Here is a 23,130-nt window from a genome sequence, read left to right on the forward strand (position 1 = left end):
TCTATTTGCGACAAGCTTCTAGCCACACGTTGCAAGCCAAGCTGCTTTTTCCTACAGCTTGTAGCTCGCAACGTGCGACTGCTTCTATCAGATGTCCAGGAGCAGGCGAGCAGGGTCTTCCAGCAGGTTCTTGATGGTCACCAGGAACGTCACGGCTTCTTTACCGTCGATCAGGCGGTGATCGTAAGACAATGCCAGGTACATCATTGGGCGGATCACGACCTGGCCGTTGATGGCCATCGGACGCTGGATGATGTTGTGCATGCCCAGGATCGCGGCTTGCGGTGGGTTGACGATCGGCGTCGACATCATCGAACCGAAGGTACCACCGTTGGTGATGGTGAAGGTACCGCCGGTCATCTCGTCGATGGTCAGCTTGCCGTCACGGGCTTTCTTGCCGAAGCCAGCGATGCCGCCTTCGATTTCGGCCAGGCTCATCAGCTCGGCGTTACGCAGGACTGGAACCACCAGGCCACGGTCGCTGGAGACGGCAACGCCGATATCTGCGTAGCCGTGGTAAACGATGTCGCCGCCGTCGATGGAAGCGTTGACTGCCGGGAAGCGCTTCAGCGCTTCGGTGGCCGCTTTCACGAAGAACGACATGAAGCCCAGGCGCACGCCGTTGTGGGACTTCTCGAACAGGTCCTTGTACTTCGAACGCAGGGCCATGACTTCGGTCATGTCGACTTCGTTGAAGGTGGTCAGCATCGCCATGTTCGACTGAGCTTCAACCAGGCGCTTGGCCACGGTGGCACGTACGCGAGTCATCGGTACGCGCTTCTCGGTGCGGTCGCCAGCGGCAAACACAGGCGCAGCGGCAGCAGGCGCTGCAGCCTTGGCAGGTGCGGCAGCCGGAGCGTTCTTCTTGGCTTCAACTGCGGCAACCACGTCTTCCTTGGTCACACGGCCATCTTTGCCGGTGCCCTTGATGGAAGCCAGGTTGATGCCGTTTTCTTCAGCCAGTTGACGCGCAGCCGGAGCAGCGATTGGATCTTCGCCACCGGCTGCCGGCGCAGCGGCAGGCGCCGAAGCAGCCGGTGCAGGCGCTGCAGCAGCGCTGCCCTCTTCGATCGAGCCCAGTACCTGGTTCGACAGAACGGTAGCGCCCTCTTCAGCAACGATCGCGCCCAGCACGCCGTCAGCTTCGGCCAATACTTCCAGAACGACTTTGTCGGTCTCGATGTCGACGATCAGGTCGTCACGCTTGACGGCCTCGCCTGGTTTCTTGTGCCAAGTGGCAACGGTGCCATCGGCAACCGATTCCGGGAATGACGGGGCTTTGATTTCGATAGCCATTATCTGTAGGTCCTTAAAATTCGGTTTCAGTCAGCGCGAAGGCGTTAAACAGTGAAAGCATCTTGCAGCAGTTTTTCCTGCTGCTCGGCGTGCATCGACGCGTAACCACAGGCAGGTGCAGCAGAAGCATCACGACCGGCATACTCAAGGACCAAAGCCTTGTTGTGGTTGCCGATGCTGCGACGCAGATGATGCTGGCTGCTGTACCAGGCGCCCTGGTTCATCGGTTCTTCCTGACACCACACTACGTTCGTGAGGTTGGTGTAAGGCGCGATGATCTCCATGAGGTCATCTTCCGGGAACGGATAAAGCTGCTCGATACGCACGATGGCGATGTCTTCGCGGCCTTCGGCACGGCGTTTTTCCAACAGATCGTAGTAGACCTTGCCGCTGCACAGGATCAGGCGAGTGACCTTGGCGGCGTCCAGCGTATCGATCTCTGGAATCACGGTCTGGAACGAACCTTGGGCCAGATCTTCCAGGGTCGAAACGGCCAGCTTGTGACGCAACAGCGACTTCGGCGTCAGCACCACCAGCGGCTTGCGCAGCGGACGGATCACCTGGCGACGCAGCAAGTGGTAGATCTGCGCCGGGGTCGTCGGCACGCACACCTGAATGTTGTGCTCGGCGCACAATTGCAGGTAACGCTCCAGACGGGCCGAGGAGTGCTCAGGGCCCTGACCTTCATAACCGTGTGGCAGCAGCATGGTCAGACCGCACAGACGGCCCCACTTGTGCTCGCCGCTGGTGATGAACTGGTCGATAACCACCTGGGCACCGTTGGCGAAGTCGCCGAACTGGGCTTCCCAGATCACCAGCGCGTTCGGCGTGGTGGTCGAGTAACCGTATTCGAACGCCAGTACGGCTTCTTCGGACAGGAACGAATCGTACAGGTCGAAACGTGGCTGGCCTTCGTAAAGGTTCTGCAACGGGATGTAGGTGCCCGCGTCTTTCTGGTTGTGCAATACAGCATGACGGTGCGAGAACGTACCGCGGCCGATGTCCTGGCCGGTCATGCGGATCGGGTGACCTTCGAACGCCAGGGTCGCGTACGCCATGGTTTCGGCGTAACCCCAGTTGATCGGCAGGCCGCCAACTTGCATCTTCTGACGGTCTTCGTAGATCTTCGCAACCTGGCGCTGTACGACGAAGCCTTCGGGAATTTCCAGCAGCTTGGCGGACAGTTCCTGCAACGTCTTCAAATCGAACGAGGTATCGTGACGGGCAGTCCAGGTGTGACCTAGGTACGGGCGCCAGTCAACGAACAGCTCTTTGTTCGGCTCCTTGACCAGGCTTTTCACTACATGCAGGCCGTTGTCCAGCGCGTTGCGGTATTCGTCGACTTTCGCCTGAACACGCGCATCGTCAACCACGCCGGCCTTGGTCAGGCTTTCGGCGTACAGCTCACGGGTGGTGCGCTGCTTGGTGATCTGCTGGTACATCAACGGCTGGGTGCCGCTTGGCTCGTCCGCTTCGTTGTGACCGCGACGGCGGTAGCAAACCAGGTCGATGACCACGTCACGCTTGAACTGCATGCGGTAGTCGACAGCCAGTTGGGTCACGAACAGCACGGCTTCCGGATCATCGCCATTCACATGGAGGATCGGCGCCTGGATCATCTTGGCAACGTCGGTGGCGTACTCGGTGGAGCGCGCATCCAACGGGTTGCTGATGGTGAAGCCCACCTGGTTGTTGATGACGATGTGAACGGTACCGCCGGTCTTGAAGCCGCGAGTCTGCGACATCTGGAACGTTTCCAGGACCACGCCTTGACCGGCGAATGCCGCGTCACCGTGGATGGAAATCGGCAGCACTTTCTCACCGGTGGCGTCGTTACGACGATCCTGGCGAGCACGCACCGAACCCTCGACCACTGGCGAAACGATTTCCAGGTGGGAGGGGTTGAATGCCATGGCCAGGTGAACTTCACCGCCGGTGGTCATCACGTTGGACGAGAAGCCCTGGTGGTATTTAACGTCACCGGAACCCAACTCGACCTTCTTCTTGCCTTCGAACTCGTCGAACAGCTCACGCGGGTTCTTGCCGAAGGTGTTGACCAACACGTTCAGGCGACCACGGTGAGCCATGCCGATCACGATTTCCTTGGTGCCATAGGAACCGGAACGCTGGATCAGCTCGTCGAGCATCGGAATCAGGCTTTCGCCGCCTTCCAGGCCGAAACGCTTGGTGCCTGGGTATTTGGTGCCCAGGTATTTTTCGAGGCCTTCGGCCGCGGTCACACGCTCCAGCAGGTGGCCGCGCACATCGGCGGACAATACCGGACGGCCACGCACGCCTTCCAGGCGGTGCTGGAACCACTGGCGCTGCTCGGAATCAGTGATGTGCGTGAATTCAGCGCCGATGGTGCGGCAATATGTCTGCTGCAACGCTTCGTGAATTTCGCGTAGGCTCGCTTCCTCTTTGCCGATGAACAGGTCGCCGGCACGGAAGGTCGTATCAAGATCGGCATTGGTCAAGCCGTAATGATTGATCGACAGGTCTGCAGGTGCAGGACGCTGCCACAGCCCCAGCGGGTCAAGCTGGGCTGCCTGGTGGCCACGCATACGGTAGGCCTGGATCAGTCGCAGTACTTCAACTTGCTTCTTCTCGTGCTCACTGCTCACGCTGCCGGCGGAAACCGGTTGGGCGCGGCGCTGGTTCTTTGCCAGCAGCACGAACTGATCGCGAATTGTTGCGTGCGATACATCGGTGGCAGCGTTGCCGTCTGAAGACAACGTCTGAAATTTGGTGCGCCATTCTTCTGGCACAGCGTTAGGGTCGTGCAGGTAGAGCTCATAAAGCTCTTCCACATAGGCAGCGTTACCACCTGAAAGATAGCCGCTGTTCCACATGCGCTGCATCACGCTTTCTTGCATGCTTGGTCACCCTCGATTTGGGGACACCACCGGCGAAAACACCGAGTCTGCTTGCAAAAGGCCAAGTGCAGCGACCAAAACAAGCCACTTAGGATCACGCTGATAGTTCGGGTACCAACCCGAATGCCCCTGCTTGTCTCATTTCTTCAAAATAAGAGCCGCGGCTTTGTAAGTCGCTGCTCAAGTTAAAACTACGGCGCCGGTTGAAGCCTGCGCCGTAGCATTTACGGGCACAACGGTCCTGCTTTTACTACAACGTCAGTTACACGCCGCTCTGCAGCAGCATGTTACGGATGTGACCAATGGCCTTAGTCGGGTTCAGGCCTTTAGGACATACGTTGACGCAGTTCATGATCCCGCGGCAGCGGAATACGCTGAACGGGTCATCCAGCGAAGCCAGACGCTCGGACGTCTTGGTGTCGCGGCTGTCTGCCAGGAAGCGGTAGGCTTGCAGCAGCGCAGCTGGACCCAGGAACTTGTCCGGGTTCCACCAGAAGGACGGGCAGGATGTCGAGCAGCAAGCGCACAGGATGCACTCGTACAGGCCATCGAGCTTTTCACGTTCTTCCGGGGACTGCAGACGCTCGATGGCCGGAGCCGGCGTGTCGTTCTGCAGGAACGGCTTAACTTTCTCGTATTGCTTGTAGAAGATGCTCATATCGACGACCAGGTCACGGATAACCGGCAAACCTGGCAGCGGACGAACGATCAGCTTGTTGCCTTTGACCACGGCGGACAGCGGCGTGATGCACGCCAGGCCGTTTTTGCCGTTGATGTTCATGCCGTCGGAACCGCACACACCTTCACGGCAAGAGCGACGATAGGAGAAACCCTCGTCCTGCTCTTTGATCAGTGCCAGTACATCCAGCACCATCAGGTCTTTACCACCGGTATCGACCTGGAATTCCTGCATGAACGGCGCAGCGTCCTGATCAGGGTTGTAGCGATAAACACTGACTTTCAACATGGCAGCCACCCTTAGTAAGTCCGAATCTTCGGTTCAAACGTCGGTACCGTCTTCGGCGAGAAGTTCACGGCACGCTTGGTTACGCGCTTGTCACCCGGGAAGTACAGGGTGTGGCACAACCAGTTTTCGTCGTCGCGATCTTCGAAGTCTTCACGAGCGTGAGCACCACGGGATTCTTTACGAACCTCGGCGGCGATCGCCGTCGCTTCAGCCACTTCCAGCAGGTTTTGCAGCTCAAGGGCTTCGATACGAGCGGTGTTGAACGCCTGGCTCTTATCGTTGATCTTGACGTTGGCGATGCGCGTGCGCAGGTCGGCCAGCTGGGCAATACCCTTCTGCATGTATTCGCCGGTACGGAACACACCGAAGTAGTTCTGCATGCAGCTTTGCAGCTCGCGACGCAGGGTTGCTACGTCTTCGCCATCAGTGCGCTCGTTCAGAGCGTTCAGACGCGCCAGGGCAGCTTCGATGTTGGCGTCGGTGGCGTCATCGTATTCGATGCCGTCAGTCAGCGCCTTTTCCAGGTGCAGGCCGGCCGCGCGACCGAATACCACCAGGTCAAGCAGCGAGTTGCCGCCCAGGCGGTTGGCACCGTGAACCGATACGCAAGCCACTTCGCCTACCGCGAACAGACCATGGATGATCTCGTCCTCGCCTTCGGCGTTCTGGGTGATTGCCTGGCCATGAATGTTGGTCGGCACGCCGCCCATCATATAGTGGCAAGTTGGAACCACCGGAACCGGCGCAACTACCGGGTCAACGTGGGCAAAGGTCTTGGACAGCTCGCAGATACCAGGCAGGCGGCTGTGCAGCACTTCTTCGCCCAGGTGATCGAGCTTGAGCAGTACGTGGTCGCCATTCGGGCCACAGCCGTTACCGGCGATGATCTCTTTAACCATCGAACGAGCCACAACGTCACGACCCGCCAAGTCTTTGGCGTTCGGAGCATAACGCTCCATGAAACGCTCGCCGTGCTTGTTGATCAGGTAACCACCTTCACCACGGCAACCTTCGGTCACCAGTACACCGGCGCCGGCGATGCCGGTCGGGTGGAACTGCCACATTTCGATGTCTTGTACCGGTACGCCAGCACGCAGGGCCATGCCGACGCCGTCACCGGTGTTGATCAGGGCATTGGTGGTCGACGCGTAGATACGACCTGCACCACCGGTCGCCAGCACAGTAGCCTTGGCGCGGATGTAGGTGGTTTCACCGGTTTCGATGCAGATGGCGATCACACCGACGAACTCGCCTTGTGCGTTCTTGACCAGGTCTACCGCGTAGTACTCGTTCAGGAACGTGGTACCGGCTTTCAGGTTGCCCTGATAAAGGGTGTGCAGCAGCGCGTGACCGGTACGGTCGGACGCAGCGCAGGTACGGGCAGCCTGCCCGCCTTTACCGTAGTCCTTCGACTGGCCGCCGAATGGACGCTGGTAGATACGGCCTTGCTCGGTACGGGAGAACGGCAGACCCATGTGGTCCAGCTCGAACACCGCGGCCGGGCCTTCCTGACACATGTATTCGATAGCGTCCTGGTCACCGATGTAGTCGGAACCCTTGACGGTATCGTACATGTGCCAGCGCCAGTCATCGTTCGGGTCGGCGGAGGCAATGGCGCAGGTGATGCCACCTTGGGCCGATACGGTGTGCGAGCGCGTCGGGAACACCTTGGTGATCACGGCAGTCTTGTGACCGCCCTGGGCCAGCTGCAGCGCAGCGCGCATGCCAGCACCGCCGCCACCAATAATGATGGCGTCGAATGAAATAGTTGGAATGTTAGCCATGAATCAGATACCCCAAAGAATCTGCACACCCCAGACGAAGTAAGCGAACATCGCAACGCCGCATACTGCCTGGAAGAGGAAACGTACTGCAGTCGCGGACTTGCCCAGCGCCATCGGCGTCAGGTAGTCAGTCGCGATGGTCCACATGCCGACCCAGGCGTGAGCGCCCAGGGCTACAAGGGCCAGCAGACTGAAGATTCGCATCGCATTGTGGGAAAACAGGCCGTGCCATTGCTCATAGCCGATGCCCGGGTTTGCGACGAGGTATCCGATCAGGAAAATGAAATAAGCCGCGAGAACGACCGCAGACACACGCTGTGCCATCCAGTCATAGAGGCCCGAACGCGACAGATTCGTTACGCTGGTTACCATATCCAAACTCCTGCCAGAACGATCAGCACCACGGAAATGGCGACGATGATTTTCGAGCCCAGGCGGCCGCCTTCCAGCGTCTCACCGATGCCCATGTCCATGATCAAGTGGCGCACACCGGCTACCAGGTGATACAGAAGAGAGGACAGGAGGCCCCATGCTACGAACTTGGCCAGCGGGCTGGTCAAGCATGCCTTCACCTCGGCGTATCCTTCCTCGGAACCCAGGGATTTGCTCAATGCATAAAGCATGATGCCCAAGCCCAGGAACAGGATGATGCCGGAAACACGGTGCAGGAACGACGTAACGCCGGTGATGGGGAGTTTGATGGTCCTTAGGTCTAGGTTTACAGGTCGTTGGCTATTCACGGCTTTTTTTCACACTGAAGAGCCCCTAACAATCAGGGCAAAGTTGTTGGGGAGTGCGACTGGTCAGGTAAGCACCACCCAGGGAGTGCGACCCCCAATGAAAGCAAGCCCAAAAGCCCTTGGCGGTCGGTGGCCGAGTATAGACAGTTAGGTTACTAATGACAACGCGCACACCTCACCCTAATAGCTGATTGCGCTGGCGGGATAAAAGGCGTAAATGGCAGTCAATTTCGACGAAAAAGTACGGTTAAAGCCTTCTGGCGCAAGACTTTAGGCAAATTGACATCTGGATTTATATCAATATAGTGGTGCGGGCCCTGCGTGGGGGGTCTGTCTGATGATTTGAAGCATAAATAGGAGGCCACATGGCTGACAAAAAAGCGCAGTTGATCATCGAGGGCGCAGCCCCCGTCGAGCTGCCCATTTTAACCGGCACCGTTGGTCCCGATGTTATCGACGTACGGGGCCTGACGGCCACGGGCCGTTTTACTTTCGACCCAGGCTTCATGTCGACCGCTTCCTGCGAGTCGAAGATCACCTATATCGATGGTGATAATGGCATTCTGCTTCATCGCGGCTACCCGATCGAGCAACTGGCTGAAAAGTCGGACTATCTGGAAACCTGCTACCTGCTGCTAAATGGCGAATTGCCAACAGCCGAGCAGAAAGCCCAGTTCGTCAGCACCGTGAAGAACCACACCATGGTTCACGAGCAGTTGAAGACCTTCTTCAACGGCTTCCGTCGCGACGCCCACCCGATGGCCGTCATGTGCGGTGTAGTAGGCGCCCTGTCGGCCTTCTATCACGACTCCCTGGACATCAATAACCCGCAGCATCGCGAAATTTCCGCGATCCGCCTGGTTGCCAAGATGCCTACCCTGGCCGCAATGGTTTACAAGTACTCCATGGGCCAACCCATGATGTACCCGCGCAACGACCTGACGTACGCGGAAAACTTCCTGCACATGATGTTCAACACCCCGTGCGAGATCAAACCGATCAGCCCGGTGCTCGCCAAGGCCATGGACCGGATCTTCATCCTCCACGCCGACCACGAGCAGAACGCTTCCACCTCTACCGTGCGCCTGGCGGGCTCTTCGGGTGCCAACCCGTTCGCCTGTATTGCCGCCGGTATCGCCGCACTGTGGGGCCCTGCCCACGGCGGTGCGAACGAAGCCGTATTGACCATGCTCGATGAAATCGGCGATGTGTCCAACATCGACACCTTCATCGCCAAGGCCAAGGACAAGAACGATCCGTTCAAGTTGATGGGCTTCGGTCACCGGGTCTACAAGAACCGCGACCCGCGCGCTACTGTCATGAAGCAGACCTGCGACGAAGTGTTGAAGGAACTGGGCATCAAGAACGATCCGCAACTCGAACTGGCCATGCGCCTGGAAGAGATCGCCCTGACCGACCCGTACTTCATCGAACGCTCGCTGTACCCGAACGTCGACTTCTACTCGGGGATCATCCTCAAGGCGATCGGCATTCCAACCAGCATGTTCACCGTGATCTTCGCCCTGGCGCGGACCGTGGGCTGGATCTCCCACTGGAAAGAAATGCTCTCCAGCCCGTACAAGATTGGCCGCCCGCGCCAGCTGTACACCGGCTACGAGTCGCGTGACATCACCAAGCTGGAAGACCGCAAGTAAGCATTCAACTGCTTAGCTGCATTGAGAACGGCCTCCCTTAGTGGAGGCCGTTTTTGTTGGTGTGACCTGATCTACCGTCATCGCAGGCAAGCCAGCTCCCACATTGGACCGCATTCCAACAAAAGGACACGGCCCAGCGTGGGAGCCGGGCTCGCCCGCGATGAGGCCAGCCCAGGCGACACAAAAAAGCCAAGCAAAAAAATACCCCGGCCTTGCGACCGGGGTATCTCTTATGCAACTGACGACTTAGTGATTAACCGCCCCACTCGCCCCCAGGCCAGTCTGCGAACGCACAAACTGTGGGAAGTACAGCGCACGCTCTTTCTCTGCCGCCGCCGACTTGTCGGTGATGGAGAAGAACCAGATGCCGACGAACGCAATGATCATCGAGAACAGCGCCGGGTACTCGTACGGGAAGATCGCCTTTTCATGATGCAGGATCGACACCCAGATGGTCGGACCGAGGATCATCAGGCCTACGGCGCTGATCAAGCCCAGCCAACCGCCAATCATGGCACCACGGGTGGTGAGGTTTTTCCAGTACATGGAAAGCAGCAGCACCGGGAAGTTACAGCTGGCAGCGATAGAGAACGCCAGCCCGACCATGAACGCAATGTTCTGGCTTTCGAACAGGATACCCAGGCCGATGGCCAATACACCCAAGGCTACGGTGGTGATCTTCGACACGCGAATCTCATCTTTCTCGTTGGCTTTGCCTTTCTTGATCACGCTGGCATACAGGTCATGGGACACCGCCGAAGCACCCGCCAGGGTCAAGCCGGCAACCACCGCCAGGATGGTGGCAAACGCCACGGCCGAGATGAAGCCCAGGAAGATACTGCCACCCACCGCGTTGGCCAGGTGCACCGCCGCCATGTTATTACCACCGAGCAAGGCGCCCGCTGCATCCTTGAACGCCGGGTTGGTGCTGACCAGCAGGATCGCACCGAAACCGATGATGAAGGTCAGGATATAGAAGTAGCCGATGAAGCCGGTTGCGTACAGTACGCTCTTACGCGCTTCCTTGGCGTCGCTCACCGTGAAGAAGCGCATCAGGATGTGCGGCAGGCCAGCGGTACCGAACATCAGTGCCAGGCCCAGGGAGAACGCCGAAATCGGGTCTTTCACCAGGCCGCCGGGGCTCATGATCGCTTCACCTTTGGGGTGAACCTTGATCGCCTCGGAGAACAGCATGTTGAAGTCGAAGTTGACGTGCTTCATCACCATCAGCGCCATGAACGAGGCACCGGACAGCAACAGTACCGCCTTGATGATCTGCACCCAGGTGGTCGCCAACATGCCGCCGAACAGCACGTACAGGCACATCAGGATACCCACCAGGATCACCGCCACATGGTAATCAAGGCCAAACAGTAGCTGGATCAGCTTGCCCGCGCCAACCATCTGCGCGATCAGGTAGAACGCCACCACCACCAGCGAGCCACACGCCGACAGGCTGCGGATCTGGGTTTGCCCCAGGCGATAGGACGCCACGTCGGCAAAGGTGTATTTGCCCAGGTTACGCAAGCGCTCGGCGATCAAGAACAGAATGATCGGCCAGCCCACAAGGAAGCCGATCGAGTAGATCAAGCCGTCGTAGCCGGAGGTGAATACCAACGCGGAAATCCCCAGGAAGGACGCCGCCGACATGTAGTCACCGGCAATCGCCAGACCGTTCTGGAAACCGGTGATCTTGCCGCCCGCCGCATAGTAGTCCGCCGCCGACTTGTTGCGCTTGGACGCCCAATAAGTGATGCACAGGGTGGCGCCGACAAACGCGACGAACATCACAATGGCCGAGACGTTCAGCGGTTGCTTGTGCACTTCACCGGTCAGTGCGTCCGCCGCCCAAACGGCCGGAGCCAACAGCGAAGCACCGAATAGAGCCAATAGACGCCGGATCATTGCGCAGCCTCCTTGAGAATCGCATTGTTCAGGTCGTCAAATTCGCCGTTGGCCCGACGCACGTAGATGCCGGTGAGAATGAAGGCCGACACAATCAGCCCGACGCCCAGGGGAATGCCCCAGGTAATCGAGGAACCAGGGCTGATCTTGGCCCCCAGCACTTGTGGCCCGTAGGCAATCAACAGGATGAAAGCGGAGTAAAGCCCTAGCATGATCGCCGAGAGAATCCAGGCGAACCTTTCCCTTTTCCTGACCAGCTCCTTGAAACGCGGGCTGTTTTGAATCGAGAGGTAAATGCTGTCGTTCATTGTTTTTATCCTCGCAGCACAGCTTTTTATTATTTTGGAACGTATCCACTGTATGCGGCTGCGCAATGGGTTCCAGACGACCTTAGTAGTAGATCGAGCTTAGCGAGGATTTGTAAAAAGTGTAGGAGCGAGCTTGCTCGCGAAAAACGTCAACGATAACGCGTTCATTCTGGATGATCGCGGTGCCTGTGCGTTCTTCGCGAGCAAGCTCGCTCCTACAATTGGGGCGGGGTTATTTAGCAGTCCATTCGGCGACGCGCTCGGGGTGCTTGGCTACCCAGTCCTTGGCCGCGGCGTCCGGCTTGGCGCCTTCTTGAATCGCCAGCATGACTTCACCGATTTCATCCTTGGAGGCCCACTGGAATTTCTTCAGGAAGGCTGCGACTTCCGGCGCTTTCTTCTCCAGGCCCTTGCTGCCGATGCTGTTGACGGTTTCAGCAGCACCATAAATCCCTTTTGGGTCGTCCAGGAAACGCAGTTTCCACTTGGCGAACATCCAGTGCGGTACCCAACCGGTGACCGCAATCGACTCCTGCTTGTCTTCGGCGCGGGTCAGTTCGGCAATCATCGCCGCACCCGAGCTGGCTTGCAGTTTGTAGTCCAGGCCATATTGTTTGATAGCTTCGTCGGTCTTGAGCATTACGCCCGAACCGGCGTCGATGCCGACGATCTTGTTTTTGAAGGTGGTATCGGTCTTGAGGTCTTCAATGGACTTGGCCTTGACGTATTCAGGCACGATCAGGCCGATCTTGGCGTCTTTGAAGTTGGGGCCGTAGTCGACCACCTTGTCCTTGTTCTTGGTCCAGTATTCACCGTGGGTTACAGGTAGCCAGGCGGAAAGCATGGCATCGAGTTTGCCGGTGGCGACGCCCTGCCACATGATCCCGGTGGCAACCGCTTGCAGTTTTACGTCGTAGCCGAGCTTTTGCTTGATCACCTCTGCCGCCACGTGAGTAGTGGCCACGCTGTCGGACCAGCCGTCCACGTAGCCGATGCTCAGGGTCTTGCTGTCGGCACTGGCCAGTGTGGAGCCCATCGCAACTACCAGAGTGGCAGCTGCGCCCAAGAGTCGTCGCATCTTCATAGTACTTCCCCGAAAGTGCTGCGCCCGACGGATGCCGAGCGACGTCAAACTGTTGTTATAGGGTGCACCGCGCCCCCTTCACGCGCATCGATCCGGTTGCTGAGGCATCAGTGGAGTACTGACAGTTTTATCTTCAACCTGCGTAGGCATTTGCCCTGCTCTGTCAGCGACCTTGGTTGAGCAGGAAACGACATCACATCGCCAGCAGGATGCTTTGTAGGCGTTATCGCCAGAATCCCGCCCGAAGTTTGCATGTCAAAATTATGCAGCCCCACAGGGCTGCGGCAAATCCGGGTAAGATGCGCGCCTTTGCTCCCCCAGATAAGCCGACCATGCCCGCGACTGCCCGCTTCCCTGCCCTGCCCTATTTCTTCGCCTTGATCCTCGGCGTGCTTGCCCTTGTCGGCTATTGGTACGGCCTCGGCCGGCCCGTGGTGTTGCCAGACGTCGCCAGCGCCAGCCATAAGCTGCAATGTGCGTCCTACACACCGTTCGACAAAGACCAATCCCCATTCGATCAACCGTTCGCGTTGCGCCCCGAGCGCATGGACGCCGACCTCGCGCTACTGGCTACGCGCTTTGAATGCATTCGCACCTACTCCATGACCGGCCTGGAGGCCCTGCCGGACATGGCGCGCAAGCATGGGTTGAAAGTGATGGCCGGGGCCTGGGTCAGCAGCGACCCCGTGGCGACCGAAAAAGAGATCAACGAGTTGATCGCGGCGGCCAACGCCAGCCCGGACGTGGTGACCTCGGTGATCGTCGGCAACGAAGCCCTGCTGCGCAAGGAAGTCACCGCCAAGCAACTGGTGGCGCTGATCCATCAGGTTAAAAGCCAGATCAAGCAGCCCGTCACCTATGCCGATGTCTGGGAGTTCTGGTTGCAACACCCGGAAATCGAGCCTGCGGTGGACTTCCTGACCATTCACCTGTTGCCGTATTGGGAAGATGAGCCGTCCGGCATCGACCAGGCGCTCAAGCACGTGGGCGATGTGCGCCAGACCTTCGGCCATAAATTCGCGCCCAAGGACATCGTGATCGGCGAAACCGGCTGGCCCAGCGAAGGTCGGCAGCGCGAAACCGCCGTGCCCAGCCGGGTCAATGAGGCCAGGTTCATGCGCGGCTTCGTGGCCATGGCCGAAGCCAATGGCTGGCGCTACAACCTGATCGAAGCCTTTGACCAGCCATGGAAACGTGCGAGTGAAGGGGCTGTGGGTGGTTACTGGGGGCTGTTCGATGCAGACCGTCAGGACAAAGGTATCCTCGCCGGCCCGGTGACCAATGTGCCGTACTGGCGGCTGTGGCTGGGCGTCGGCGGGCTCATCCTGCTGGGCACCCTGGTGCTCGGCGGCCGCGTTCGCAGCACTCGCTCTGCGTTAATACTGCCGTTGCTAGGGGCCGTCGCAGCGTGCTCCATCGGCAGTTGGGCCGAACTGACCCGCGTTACCGCGCGTTTCAACGATGAATGGCTATGGGCAGGCTTGCTGGTGGTCTTGAACCTGCTGGTGCTGGCTCATGCCGCCCTGGCCCTCAGCGCCCGGCAAGGCTGGCGTGAGCGCGGGTTCAACTGGCTGGAGCAGCGCGCCGGCTGGTTGATGGCAATTGCCGGGTTTGCCGGTGCGGTGATGATGCTGGCGCTGGTGTTTGACCCGCGCTATCGCAGCTTTCCAAGCGCAGCGCTGGTGTTGCCGGCCCTGGTGTACCTGATACGCCCGGTGACCGGGCCACGTCGGGAGATTGCGTTGCTGGCCTTTATCATCGGTGCCGGCGTTGCGCCGCAGTTGTACCGTGAAGGGCTGTTGAATCAGCAGGCCTGGGGTTGGGCAGTGGTCAGCGTGCTGATGGTTGCGGCTTTGTGGCGTTGCTTGCGAGTGCGCAAGGCGTAACACCGCTATCGCAGGCAAGCCAGCTCCCACAGTTGCCCGTGCTCACAGATAGAAATGTGTGAACACAATCAACTGTGGGAGCTGGCTTGCCTGCGATGAGGCCACATCAGGCGCCGCGAGGCTTCCTGACCAACCGCAACCCCGCAATCACCACCGCGAACACCGCAAACGTCGTGTTGTACAGCGCCAGCGCCGGCAACCCGAACACCAACCCCACCACCGCCAACGCCCACCCCGCACGCCCCGGTACAAAAAAGCCCAGCACCGAAGTGATCAACGCCGCCCACCCCAGCAGCTTGAAATGAATCATCAAACCCAGGTTCGAACGCACCTGGCATTCCCAGCGGCTGGCCTCATCAGCGCAGATGCCAACCCATTGCCCATCCTCCATGAAGCCATAGCGTGCGGCATAACTGGCGGCCAGCCATAACGGCAGGGCAATAAGCAGCAGTATCAACGGCAAACGACGGGACATGGGGCACTCCGATAGGCAAAAACGGCGCCCAGCTTAATCCCACGGCGGCCGTTAGCAAGGTGTTCGCGCAGATATCTGTTCAACAATGCGTGGCAAAGTGTATCGTCTGGCTACTATTACCCCGATTCCGACGTTTTTTCCGACTTTTCGTGCCGAGTGCTGGCACTTCGGTGACAAGGCGGTGGTCATAGCCTGCGAACTTCATTCAGCCCGTTCCTCTTAGGGATTAAGTCATGCTCCGTTCCTTGCGCTGTGCTGCCTTGCTGGGCAGCCTATTTTTGAGTGCGTCAGCACTGGCCGTCGATATCGACCAGGCCAGCTATGGCTACCCTTTGACCAACCCGTTCGAAGCGACCATTGCCACCACACCTCCCGATCTGCGGCCAACCCTGCCGACCGACGACGAGATCACCCAGTCCGACTACACCCTGACGATGCGCCCCGAGCGCGAGTTCAGCCTGCCGGACAATTTCTGGGCGGTGAAGAAACTCACCTACCGCATTGCCAAGCAGGACCGTGCTGCGCCGTTGATCTTCCTGATCGCCGGCACCGGCGCACGCTTTGACAGCAGCATCAACGAATACCTGAAAAAGCTGTATTACCAGGCCGGCTACCATGTGGTGCAGCTGTCTTCGCCGACCAGCTTCGACTTCATCAGCGCCGCTTCGCGCTTCGCCACCCCGGGCATCACCCAGGAAGACGCCGAAGACATGTACCGCGTGATGCAAGCCGTACGCGCGCAGAACGCCTCGTTGCCCGTGACCGATTTCTACCTCACCGGCTACAGCCTGGGCGCCCTGGATGCGGCGTTTGTCAGCAAGCTGGATGAGACCCGCCGCAGCTTCAACTTCAAGAAAGTGCTGCTGCTCAACCCACCGGTCAACCTCTACACCTCGATCACCAACCTCGACAAGCTGGTACAGACCGAGGTCAAGGGCATCAACAACAGCACCACCTTCTATGAGTTGGTGCTGAGCAAACTGACGCGTTACTTCCAGCAGAAAGGCTACATCGACCTCAACGATGCCTTGCTCTATGACTTCCAGCAGTCCAAGCAGCACCTGACCAACGAACAGATGGCCATGCTGATCGGCACCTCGTTCCGCTTCTCGGCCGCCGATATTGCCTTCACTTCGGACTTGATCAACCGACGTGGCCTGATTATTCCGCCCAAGTACCCGATTACCGAAGGCACCAGCCTCACGCCGTTCCTCAAGCGTGCCCTGCAGTGTGACTTCGACTGCTACCTCACCGAACAAGTGATCCCGATGTGGCGCGCGCGTTCCGATGGCGGCAGCCTGCTGCAACTGATCGACCAGGTCAGCCTCTACGCCCTCAAGGACTACCTGCGCGACAGCCCGAAAATCGCCGTGATGCATAACGCCGACGACGTGATCCTCGGCCCTGGCGACCTGGGCTTCCTGCGTAAAACTTTCGGCGATCGCTTGACCGTCTACCCGCTGGGCGGCCACTGCGGCAACCTTAATTACCGCGTCAACGCCGACGCCATGCTGGAGTTCTTCCGTGGCTAAATATCTTCTGCTGCTTGCCGCACTGATGTGCGCAGGCGTGGCCAATGCCGACAACAGCAAGGCCCAAGAACCCGTCAAGGTCGATGCCGACGGCTTCAAGGAGCCGCTGACCAAGCTCAAGTTCAACCCAGGCCTGGACCAGCGCGAATTCGAGCGTTCCACGCTCACCGCGCTCAACGTCTACGACCCACTGGAGTCGTGGAACCGCCGCGTGTACCACTTCAACTATCGCTTCGACCAGTGGGTGTTCCTGCCGGTGGTGAACGGTTACCGCTATGTCACGCCGAGCTTTCTGCGCACCGGCGTGAGCAACTTCTTCAACAACCTGGGCGATGTGCCCAACCTGATGAACAGCTTGTTGCAGCTCAAGGGCCACCGCTCGCTGGAAACCACCGGGCGCCTGCTGGTCAACACCACCATTGGCATCGCGGGCCTGTGGGACCCGGCCACCGCCATGGGCCTGCCGCGCCAGAGCGAAGACTTCGGCCAGACCCTGGGCTTCTACGGTGTACCGGGTGGCGCCTACCTGATGCTGCCGATTTTCGGGCCGTCGAACCTGCGTGATACCGGCGGCCTGCTGGTGGACTACAGCGCCGAATCGCAGATCAACTTCCTCAACGTGTCTGAAGTCAGCTCCAACCATCCGGAAGTCTGGGCCCTGCGCGCCGTCGACAAGCGCTACCAGACCAGCTTCCGCTACGGCCAGATGAACTCGCCGTTCGAGTATGAGAAGGTGCGGTATATCTACACCGAATCGCGCAAGTTGCAGATCGCCGAGTAAACAGCAGCGATAAAAAAAGGCCATTCGATTGAATGGCCTTTTTTATGCCTGCGGTTTCACCCTCGCAGTGCTTTCCAACCTTTACCTGCCACGCTGACCACTGCCAGGACGACAGCGCCGGCAATGATCCCCGCCACCGCATTGAGCAGCGTTGGCATCAGCCACGCCAACGCGCCGGTGCTCTGGCTCACGGTTTCGATCCAGTGATGCACCACGGGCACGCCATGGGTGAGGATACCGCCACCAACCATGAACATCGCCGCCGTGCCGATCACCGACAAGCTCTTCATCATGTAGGGCGCCGCACTCAGGATGGCGCCGCCAATACTGCGTGCTATCTGACCCGGTTTCTGCGTCAGCCACAGCCCCAGGTCGTCGAGTTTGACGATACCGGCGACCAAGCCGTAAACGCCAATGGTCATGACAATGGCGATACCCGACAGCACGATCACCTGTTGAGTCAGCTGCGCATCGGCAACGATGCCAAGGGTGATGGCGATGATTTCCGCTGAAAGGATGAAGTCGGTACGGATCGCGCCCTTGATCTTGTCCTTTTCAAAGGCCACCAGATCGGTTGCCGGGTCGGCCACAGCCTCTGCCAACTGCGCGTGCTGGGCCTGGTCTTCAGCCTTGCTGTGCAGGAATTTGTGCGCGAGCTTCTCAAAACCTTCGAAACACAGGTAAGCGCCGCCCAGCATCAACAAGGGGGTCACCGCCCAGGGAGCGAAGGCGCTGATCAGTAACGCGGTGGGCACCAGTATCAACTTGTTGAGAAACGAGCCCTTGGCCACCGCCCACACCACGGGAATTTCCCGCTCAGCGCGCACGCCGGAGACCTGCTGGGCGTTCAGTGCAAGGTCATCGCCCAGCACGCCCGATGTCTTCTTGGCGGCCATTTTTGTCATCAGCGCGACGTCATCGAGTACCGCCGCGATATCGTCGATCAACACCAACAAGCTGCTTCCTGCCATGAACCGGACTTCCGTTAGAGAGAGATGACGCGAGCATAGCGCGGCGCAAAGCGTTGCGGGCAGATTGTTGAGGCCCGCGGATGGCCGGTGCTACCATGCGCAACCGCCTGTCATGGCAAGGAAACGTCTGGTTTATGAGCAGCATTCGCGAGCGCAACAAAGAAAAGATCCTGCGGGCGGCGAGCGAGGAGTTTGCCGACAAGGGCTTCGCCGCGACCAAAACCAGCGACATCGCCGCCAAGGCCGGGCTGCCCAAGCCCAACGTCTATTACTACTTCAAGTCCAAGGACAACCTTTACCGCGAGGTGCTCGAAAGCATTATCGAGCCAATCCTGGCGGCTTCCACGCCCTTCAACGCCGAGGGTGACCCCAAGGAAGTGTTGAGCAACTACATCCGCTCCAAAATCCGCATCTCCCGCGACCTGCCGTTTGCCTCCAAGGTGTTCGCCAGCGAAATCATGCACGGCGCCCCACACCTGAGCGCCGAGCAGGTGGAACAACTCAATGCCCAGGCCAAGCACAATATCGACTGCATTCAGAGCTGGGTTGACCGCGGCCTGATTGCGAAGATCGAGCCCAATCACCTGATGTTCAGTATCTGGGCGGCGACCCAGACCTATGCCGATTTCGACTGGCAGATCTCGGCGGTGACCGGCAAGGCCAAGCTGGATGAGGCCGATTATGAAGCGGCGGCGCAGACGATTATTCGGTTGGTGCTCAAGGGGTGTGAGCCGGATTGATAGACCGCGGCGAGGCTATCGCAGGCAAGCCAGCTCCCACACGGATTTGCGCCGGACACAAAATGTAAAATGGTCACAATCCCCTGTGGGAGCGGGCTTGCCCGCGATAGCGCCCATCCAGACACATCCTGCTAAAAGCCCGCCGATCAGCCTTCGCCCCTCAGTCTAGCCTCTCAGAACACCATCTGAAGAGAGGCCACGGAATGCCTGATTTACCTGCTTCAAAACGCCTGCGCATCGGCCGCTATAACGAGTCCAACCGCATTTACCTGCTCACCACCAACACCCTTGAACGCGAGCCCATCTTCAGCGACTTCAGACTCGGCCGCCTGGTCGTACAACAATTCAGGATCGCCCAATATAAAGGGCTCGCAACATCATTGGCCTGGGTGGTAATGCCTGACCATTTCCATTGGCTTGTTTCTCTGGAGAAAGGTTCACTTGCCGACTTGATGCGACAAGTTAAATCCAAGAGCACCCGAGTGGTGAATGCGGTGGCTGGCCGTCAAGGTCGCCTCTGGCAACCGGGCTTTCATGACTATGCCGTGCGTCGAGAGGAAAGCCTTGAGGGGATTGCACGTTACATCGTAGCCAGTCCACTCAGGGCCGGGCTGGTAAAGAAGTTTGGTGACTATCCGCTGTGGGATGCCATTTGGGTTTGACTGGAGACCGAGTCGACTGCATCGCAGGCAAGCCAGCTCCCACACTGATTGCACTCACACAGTTGAATTTGTGAACACCGCCAATGTGGGAGCTGGCTTGCCTGCGATAGCTTACTCACAGTCAGAACGATTCAAGCCGACACCCCCGCATCCGCCATCAACCCCACTCCTTCTATCGCCGTGATCGCACACTGCTCGTCAATATCGGACGTGTCCCCGCTGATCCCGATCGCGCCCAGCACCATGCCGCTCTGATCCCGAATCAACACCCCACCCGGCGCCGGCACGACGCTGCCCTGCCCCAGGCTGTTCAACGCCGCGATAAACGCCGGGCGCTGTTGGGCGTCCAGTGCCAGCAAACGTGAACCTTTGCCCAGGGCAATGGCGCCCCAGGCCTTGCCGATGGCGATTTGCGGGCGTAGCAGGCTGGCGCCGTCTTCGCGTTGCAGGGTGACCAGGTGGCCGCCGCTGTCGAGCACGGCGATGGTCAGTGGCGCAGCCGAAATGGTGCGGCCTGCGGTAAGGGCCTGGGTGGCCAGTTGGGTGGCGAGTTTCAAGGTTAAAGCGCTCATGGGTGCCGTCCTTATCTTGTTATGGGTAACGCGGTGAGGTCTGTTTGATCAGATGCTCGATCACACAAATAGAACACAATGATGTTTGTTTTTGTATACAATATTTTCCAACAAAGGCTCCACACGTCGAAAAAAGCGCTTCCGACGAACGCAAAGGTCAGTTTACGAAAGGCATTGACCAACGCCGCTCGCCGTGAATACACTTTGGACAGACACCACTTGTATACAATTACAAAACGCAAGAGGCACCAAAACCATGAGCAAAATGAGAGCAATCGAAGCCGCCGTCCTGGTGATGCGCCGTGAAGGTGTGGATACCGCCTTCGGTATCCCAGGCGCGGCGATCAACCCGCTGTATTCGGCCTTGCAGAAGGTGGGTGGCATCGATCACGTCCTTGCTCGCCACGTTGAAGGCGCCTCGCACATGGCCGAGGGCTACACCCGTACCAAGGCCGGCAACATCGGCGTGTGCATCGGCACGTCGGGCCCGGCGGGTACCGACATGGTCACCGGCCTGTACAGCGCCTCGGCCGACTCGATCCCGATCCTGTGCATTACCGGCCAAGCCCCCCGCGCCCGGATGCACAAGGAAGACTTCCAGGCCGTGGACATCACCAGCATCGTCAAGCCGGTGACCAAGTGGGCAACCACAGTGCTGGAACCCGGCCAAGTGCCTTACGCGTTCCAGAAGGCCTTCTATGAAATGCGCTCCGGCCGCCCCGGCCCGGTGCTGATCGACCTGCCGTTCGACGTACAGATGGCCGAGATCGAGTTCGACATCGACGCCTACCAGCCGCTGCCGCTGGCCAAGCCGCTGGCGACCCGTGTGCAAGTGGAAAAAGCCCTGGCTCTGCTCGACGCAGCCGAACGCCCATTGCTGGTGAGCGGTGGCGGCGTGATCAACGCCGACGCCAGCGAGTTGCTGGTGGAGTTCGCTGAGCTGACCGGCATCCCGGTGATCCCGACCCTGATGGGCTGGGGCACTATCCCGGACGACCACCCGCTGATGGTGGGCATGGTCGGCCTGCAAACCTCGCACCGCTACGGCAACGCGACGATGCTCAAGTCAGACGTGGTGCTGGGCATCGGCAACCGCTGGGCCAACCGTCACACCGGCTCGGTAGAGGTGTACACCGAAGGCCGTAAATTCATTCACGTCGACATCGAGCCGACCCAGATTGGCCGCGTGTTCACGCCGGACCTGGGCATCGTTTCCGACGCCGGCTCCGCGCTGACGATGTTCATTGAAGTGGCCCGCGAGTGGAAAGCCGCCGGCAAGCTCAAGGACCGCAGTGCCTGGTTGCATGACTGCCAACAACGCAAGGCCACCCTGCACCGCAAGACTCACTTCGACAACGTGCCGGTCAAGCCGCAACGCGTTTACGAAGAGATGAACCAGGTGTTCGGCAAAGACACCTGCTACGTCAGCACCATCGGCCTGTCGCAGATTGCCGGCGCGCAATTCTTGCATGTGTACAAGCCACGCCACTGGATCAACTGCGGCCAGGCTGGCCCACTGGGCTGGACCATTCCCGCGGCGCTGGGCGTGGTCAAGGCCGACCCGAGCCGCAAAGTGGTGGCCTTGTCGGGCGACTATGACTTCCAGTTCATGATCGAAGAACTGGCGGTGGGCGCACAGTTCAAGCTGCCGTACATCCATGTGGTAGTGAACAACTCATACCTGGGCCTGATCCGCCAGGCCCAGCGTGGGTTCGAGATGGACTACTGCGTGCAGCTGTCCTTCGACAACCTCAACGCCCCCGAACTCAACGGCTATGGCGTCGACCATGTGGCGGTTGCCGAGGGCTTGGGCTGCAAGGCCCTGCGTGTGTTCGAGCCAGGCCAGATCCAACCAGCCCTGCGCCGCGCCCAAGAGATGATCGAAGAATTCAAGGTGCCGGTGATCGTTGAGATTATTCTGGAACGGGTGACCAATATTTCCATGGGCACCGAGATCAACGCCGTCAATGAATTCGAAGACCTGGCCCTGGTCGGCAACGACGCGCCGACTGCCATTTCCCTGCTCGATTAAGGAGAACCCTATGCCGCGCTTTGCTGCCAACCTGTCCATGCTGTTTACCGAACAGGATTTCCTTGCCCGCTTCAAAGCGGCTGCCGATGCCGGCTTCCAGGGCGTGGAGTACCTCTTCCCGTATGAGTTCAGCTCTGCCGACATCAAGGCGCAGTTGGACGCCAACGGCCTGACCCAGGTGTTGTTCAACCTGCCTGCCGGTGACTGGGCCAAGGGCGAGCGCGGCCTGGCTTGCCACCCGGACCGGGTCGAGGAGTTCCGTGCCGGGGTCAAACTGGCAATCGCCTATGCTCAGGTCTTGGGCAACACCCAGGTCAATTGCCTGGCGGGAATCCGGCCACAAGGCGTCGATGACGAGACCGTGGAAAAGACCTTTGTCGCCAACCTCAAGTACGCCGCCGAGAAGCTGCAAGCGGCGGGTATCAAGCTGGTGATGGAGATGATCAACACCCGCGACATTCCCGGCTTCTACCTCAACAACACGGCGCAGGCCCTGTCGATTCGCGAGCAAGTGGGCAGCGCCAATCTGTTCCTGCAATACGACATCTACCACATGCAAATCATGGAAGGCGACCTGGCGCGGACCATGGCGGCGCACCTCGGCGAGATCAATCACATTCAGCTGGCGGACAACCCTGGGCGCAACGAACCAGGTACCGGCGAGATCAACTACCGCTTCCTGTTCGAGCATCTGGACCGCATTGGTTACGCGGGTTGGGTCGGCTGTGAGTACAAGCCGTTGACCACTACCGAGGCGGGTTTGGGTTGGCTCAAAACCCACAACGCCATCTGACACAACACAAAACAAAACAATGTGGGAGCTGGCTTGCCTGCGATGCAGACACCTCGCTGTATCAGGCATAC

Annotated in this window: 20 protein-coding genes; 8 read left to right on the plus strand and 12 right to left on the minus strand. The window is 59.1% G+C overall.

The features are described from left to right. Nucleotides 1-87: 87 nt before the first annotated feature. The 6 genes from odhB to sdhC all read right to left on the minus strand — a co-directional run bounded on the left by odhB (nucleotide 88) and on the right by sdhC (nucleotide 7,663). Nucleotides 88-1,296, minus strand: a complete 1,209-nt coding sequence (odhB, locus tag APH41_RS15915; protein WP_054920091.1) for a 2-oxoglutarate dehydrogenase complex dihydrolipoyllysine-residue succinyltransferase — start codon at nucleotides 1,294-1,296, stop codon at nucleotides 88-90. Nucleotides 1,297-1,340: 44 nt separating this feature from the next. After that, nucleotides 1,341-4,172 carry a 2-oxoglutarate dehydrogenase E1 component gene (locus tag APH41_RS15920; RefSeq protein WP_054920093.1) on the minus strand — a complete coding sequence of 944 codons (2,832 nt, stop codon included), beginning with the start codon at nucleotides 4,170-4,172 and terminating at the stop codon, nucleotides 1,341-1,343. A gap of 262 nt (nucleotides 4,173-4,434) precedes the next feature. Continuing rightward, on the minus strand, nucleotides 4,435-5,139 hold the full coding sequence (locus tag APH41_RS15925; RefSeq protein ID WP_003172807.1) for a succinate dehydrogenase iron-sulfur subunit: 705 nt from the start codon (nucleotides 5,137-5,139) through the stop codon (nucleotides 4,435-4,437). 11 nt (nucleotides 5,140-5,150) lie between these two features. Continuing rightward, complete coding sequence (gene sdhA / locus APH41_RS15930; protein ID WP_054920095.1) at nucleotides 5,151-6,923, minus strand: succinate dehydrogenase flavoprotein subunit; 1,773 nt, start codon at nucleotides 6,921-6,923, stop codon at nucleotides 5,151-5,153. Nucleotides 6,924-6,926: 3 nt separating this feature from the next. Then, nucleotides 6,927-7,295 (minus strand): succinate dehydrogenase, hydrophobic membrane anchor protein, encoded by a 369-nt coding sequence (gene sdhD, locus APH41_RS15935; RefSeq protein ID WP_003172805.1) that lies wholly within the window; start codon nucleotides 7,293-7,295, stop codon nucleotides 6,927-6,929. Continuing rightward, complete coding sequence (gene sdhC / locus APH41_RS15940; protein WP_014717729.1) at nucleotides 7,289-7,663, minus strand: succinate dehydrogenase, cytochrome b556 subunit; 375 nt, start codon at nucleotides 7,661-7,663, stop codon at nucleotides 7,289-7,291. Before sdhC ends, sdhD begins: the two co-directional genes overlap by 7 nt. Before the next feature lie 365 nt (nucleotides 7,664-8,028). Here sdhC and gltA point away from each other — a divergent pair, with 365 nt between their 5' ends. Beyond that, a complete protein-coding gene (gltA, locus tag APH41_RS15945) occupies nucleotides 8,029-9,318 on the plus strand; it encodes a citrate synthase (RefSeq protein WP_014717728.1) in 1,290 nt (429 codons plus the stop codon). A 246-nt stretch (nucleotides 9,319-9,564) separates the two neighbouring features. Here the strand turns inward: gltA and APH41_RS15950 are convergent, their stop codons facing one another. The 3 genes from APH41_RS15950 to APH41_RS15960 all read right to left on the minus strand — a co-directional run bounded on the left by APH41_RS15950 (nucleotide 9,565) and on the right by APH41_RS15960 (nucleotide 12,615). Next, the gene (locus tag APH41_RS15950) at nucleotides 9,565-11,223 is read right to left on the minus strand and encodes a cation acetate symporter (protein ID WP_032892639.1); all 1,659 of its coding nucleotides are present in this window, start codon (nucleotides 11,221-11,223) and stop codon (nucleotides 9,565-9,567) included. Further along, nucleotides 11,220-11,531: a DUF485 domain-containing protein gene (locus tag APH41_RS15955; RefSeq protein WP_003190001.1), complete on the minus strand. Its 312-nt coding sequence runs from the start codon at nucleotides 11,529-11,531 to the stop codon at nucleotides 11,220-11,222. Before APH41_RS15955 ends, APH41_RS15950 begins: the two co-directional genes overlap by 4 nt. A 232-nt stretch (nucleotides 11,532-11,763) precedes the next feature. Then, nucleotides 11,764-12,615 carry a glycine betaine ABC transporter substrate-binding protein gene (locus tag APH41_RS15960; RefSeq protein ID WP_003233255.1) on the minus strand — a complete coding sequence of 284 codons (852 nt, stop codon included), beginning with the start codon at nucleotides 12,613-12,615 and terminating at the stop codon, nucleotides 11,764-11,766. 332 nt (nucleotides 12,616-12,947) lie between these two features. On the opposite strand from APH41_RS15960, the gene APH41_RS15965 reads away from it, so the two are divergent. Continuing rightward, nucleotides 12,948-14,501: a glycosyl hydrolase family 17 protein gene (locus tag APH41_RS15965; RefSeq protein WP_034127189.1), complete on the plus strand. Its 1,554-nt coding sequence runs from the start codon at nucleotides 12,948-12,950 to the stop codon at nucleotides 14,499-14,501. 106 nt (nucleotides 14,502-14,607) lie between these two features. Here APH41_RS15965 and APH41_RS15970 read toward each other — a convergent pair whose 3' ends face one another. Beyond that, nucleotides 14,608-14,976, minus strand: coding sequence for a hypothetical protein (locus tag APH41_RS15970; protein ID WP_014717724.1), 369 nt, complete (start codon nucleotides 14,974-14,976; stop codon nucleotides 14,608-14,610). Nucleotides 14,977-15,209: 233 nt separating this feature from the next. Between APH41_RS15970 and APH41_RS15975 the strand changes: the two genes are divergently transcribed. Continuing rightward, nucleotides 15,210-16,508 carry a serine/threonine protein kinase gene (locus APH41_RS15975; RefSeq protein ID WP_032892643.1) on the plus strand — a complete coding sequence of 433 codons (1,299 nt, stop codon included), beginning with the start codon at nucleotides 15,210-15,212 and terminating at the stop codon, nucleotides 16,506-16,508. Continuing rightward, nucleotides 16,501-17,289 carry a VacJ family lipoprotein gene (locus APH41_RS15980; RefSeq protein WP_003189993.1) on the plus strand — a complete coding sequence of 263 codons (789 nt, stop codon included), beginning with the start codon at nucleotides 16,501-16,503 and terminating at the stop codon, nucleotides 17,287-17,289. The genes APH41_RS15975 and APH41_RS15980 overlap by 8 nt, the downstream gene beginning before the upstream one ends. A 56-nt stretch (nucleotides 17,290-17,345) precedes the next feature. Here APH41_RS15980 and APH41_RS15985 read toward each other — a convergent pair whose 3' ends face one another. After that, a complete protein-coding gene (locus APH41_RS15985; protein ID WP_054920097.1) occupies nucleotides 17,346-18,260 on the minus strand; it encodes a DUF808 domain-containing protein in 915 nt (304 codons plus the stop codon). Nucleotides 18,261-18,394: 134 nt separating this feature from the next. On the opposite strand from APH41_RS15985, the gene APH41_RS15990 reads away from it, so the two are divergent. Both APH41_RS15990 and APH41_RS15995 read left to right on the plus strand, forming a co-directional pair. Then, nucleotides 18,395-19,000, plus strand: coding sequence for a TetR/AcrR family transcriptional regulator (locus APH41_RS15990; protein WP_054920114.1), 606 nt, complete (start codon nucleotides 18,395-18,397; stop codon nucleotides 18,998-19,000). A 203-nt stretch (nucleotides 19,001-19,203) separates the two neighbouring features. Then, nucleotides 19,204-19,662 carry a transposase gene (locus APH41_RS15995; protein ID WP_054920101.1) on the plus strand — a complete coding sequence of 153 codons (459 nt, stop codon included), beginning with the start codon at nucleotides 19,204-19,206 and terminating at the stop codon, nucleotides 19,660-19,662. 131 nt (nucleotides 19,663-19,793) lie between these two features. Here the strand turns inward: APH41_RS15995 and APH41_RS16000 are convergent, their stop codons facing one another. Next, the gene (locus APH41_RS16000; RefSeq protein ID WP_020302584.1) at nucleotides 19,794-20,234 is read right to left on the minus strand and encodes a heme-binding protein; all 441 of its coding nucleotides are present in this window, start codon (nucleotides 20,232-20,234) and stop codon (nucleotides 19,794-19,796) included. A gap of 256 nt (nucleotides 20,235-20,490) precedes the next feature. On the opposite strand from APH41_RS16000, the gene gcl reads away from it, so the two are divergent. Beyond that, nucleotides 20,491-22,266, plus strand: coding sequence for a glyoxylate carboligase (gene gcl, locus APH41_RS16005; protein ID WP_003189987.1), 1,776 nt, complete (start codon nucleotides 20,491-20,493; stop codon nucleotides 22,264-22,266). Between the two features lie 10 nt (nucleotides 22,267-22,276). Continuing rightward, a complete protein-coding gene (hyi, locus tag APH41_RS16010; protein ID WP_014717718.1) occupies nucleotides 22,277-23,059 on the plus strand; it encodes a hydroxypyruvate isomerase in 783 nt (260 codons plus the stop codon). The last annotated feature ends 71 nt before the right edge of the window (nucleotides 23,060-23,130 follow it).

This window comes from Pseudomonas sp. NBRC 111138, from assembly GCF_001320835.1.
GTDB classification, from domain to species: Bacteria; Pseudomonadota; Gammaproteobacteria; order Pseudomonadales; family Pseudomonadaceae; genus Aquipseudomonas; species Aquipseudomonas paracarnis.

What these genes read in the sequence shown, in the direction of transcription:
- odhB (WP_054920091.1), bottom strand. Translation starts at nt 1,296, where the DNA reads ATGGCTATCGAAATCAAAGCCCCGTCATTCCCGGAATCGGTTGCCGAT.
- APH41_RS15920 (WP_054920093.1), bottom strand. Translation starts at nt 4,172, where the DNA reads ATGCAAGAAAGCGTGATGCAGCGCATGTGGAACAGCGGCTATCTTTCA.
- APH41_RS15925 (WP_003172807.1), bottom strand. Translation starts at nt 5,139, where the DNA reads ATGTTGAAAGTCAGTGTTTATCGCTACAACCCTGATCAGGACGCTGCG.
- sdhA (WP_054920095.1), bottom strand. Translation starts at nt 6,923, where the DNA reads ATGGCTAACATTCCAACTATTTCATTCGACGCCATCATTATTGGTGGC.
- sdhD (WP_003172805.1), bottom strand. Translation starts at nt 7,295, where the DNA reads ATGGTAACCAGCGTAACGAATCTGTCGCGTTCGGGCCTCTATGACTGG.
- gltA (WP_014717728.1), top strand. Translation starts at nt 8,029, where the DNA reads ATGGCTGACAAAAAAGCGCAGTTGATCATCGAGGGCGCAGCCCCCGTC.
- APH41_RS15950 (WP_032892639.1), bottom strand. Translation starts at nt 11,223, where the DNA reads ATGATCCGGCGTCTATTGGCTCTATTCGGTGCTTCGCTGTTGGCTCCG.
- APH41_RS15955 (WP_003190001.1), bottom strand. Translation starts at nt 11,531, where the DNA reads ATGAACGACAGCATTTACCTCTCGATTCAAAACAGCCCGCGTTTCAAG.
- APH41_RS15960 (WP_003233255.1), bottom strand. Translation starts at nt 12,615, where the DNA reads ATGAAGATGCGACGACTCTTGGGCGCAGCTGCCACTCTGGTAGTTGCG.
- APH41_RS15965 (WP_034127189.1), top strand. Translation starts at nt 12,948, where the DNA reads ATGCCCGCGACTGCCCGCTTCCCTGCCCTGCCCTATTTCTTCGCCTTG.
- APH41_RS15970 (WP_014717724.1), bottom strand. Translation starts at nt 14,976, where the DNA reads ATGTCCCGTCGTTTGCCGTTGATACTGCTGCTTATTGCCCTGCCGTTA.
- APH41_RS15975 (WP_032892643.1), top strand. Translation starts at nt 15,210, where the DNA reads ATGCTCCGTTCCTTGCGCTGTGCTGCCTTGCTGGGCAGCCTATTTTTG.
- APH41_RS15985 (WP_054920097.1), bottom strand. Translation starts at nt 18,260, where the DNA reads ATGGCAGGAAGCAGCTTGTTGGTGTTGATCGACGATATCGCGGCGGTA.
- APH41_RS15990 (WP_054920114.1), top strand. Translation starts at nt 18,395, where the DNA reads ATGAGCAGCATTCGCGAGCGCAACAAAGAAAAGATCCTGCGGGCGGCG.
- APH41_RS15995 (WP_054920101.1), top strand. Translation starts at nt 19,204, where the DNA reads ATGCCTGATTTACCTGCTTCAAAACGCCTGCGCATCGGCCGCTATAAC.
- APH41_RS16000 (WP_020302584.1), bottom strand. Translation starts at nt 20,234, where the DNA reads ATGAGCGCTTTAACCTTGAAACTCGCCACCCAACTGGCCACCCAGGCC.
- gcl (WP_003189987.1), top strand. Translation starts at nt 20,491, where the DNA reads ATGAGCAAAATGAGAGCAATCGAAGCCGCCGTCCTGGTGATGCGCCGT.
- hyi (WP_014717718.1), top strand. Translation starts at nt 22,277, where the DNA reads ATGCCGCGCTTTGCTGCCAACCTGTCCATGCTGTTTACCGAACAGGAT.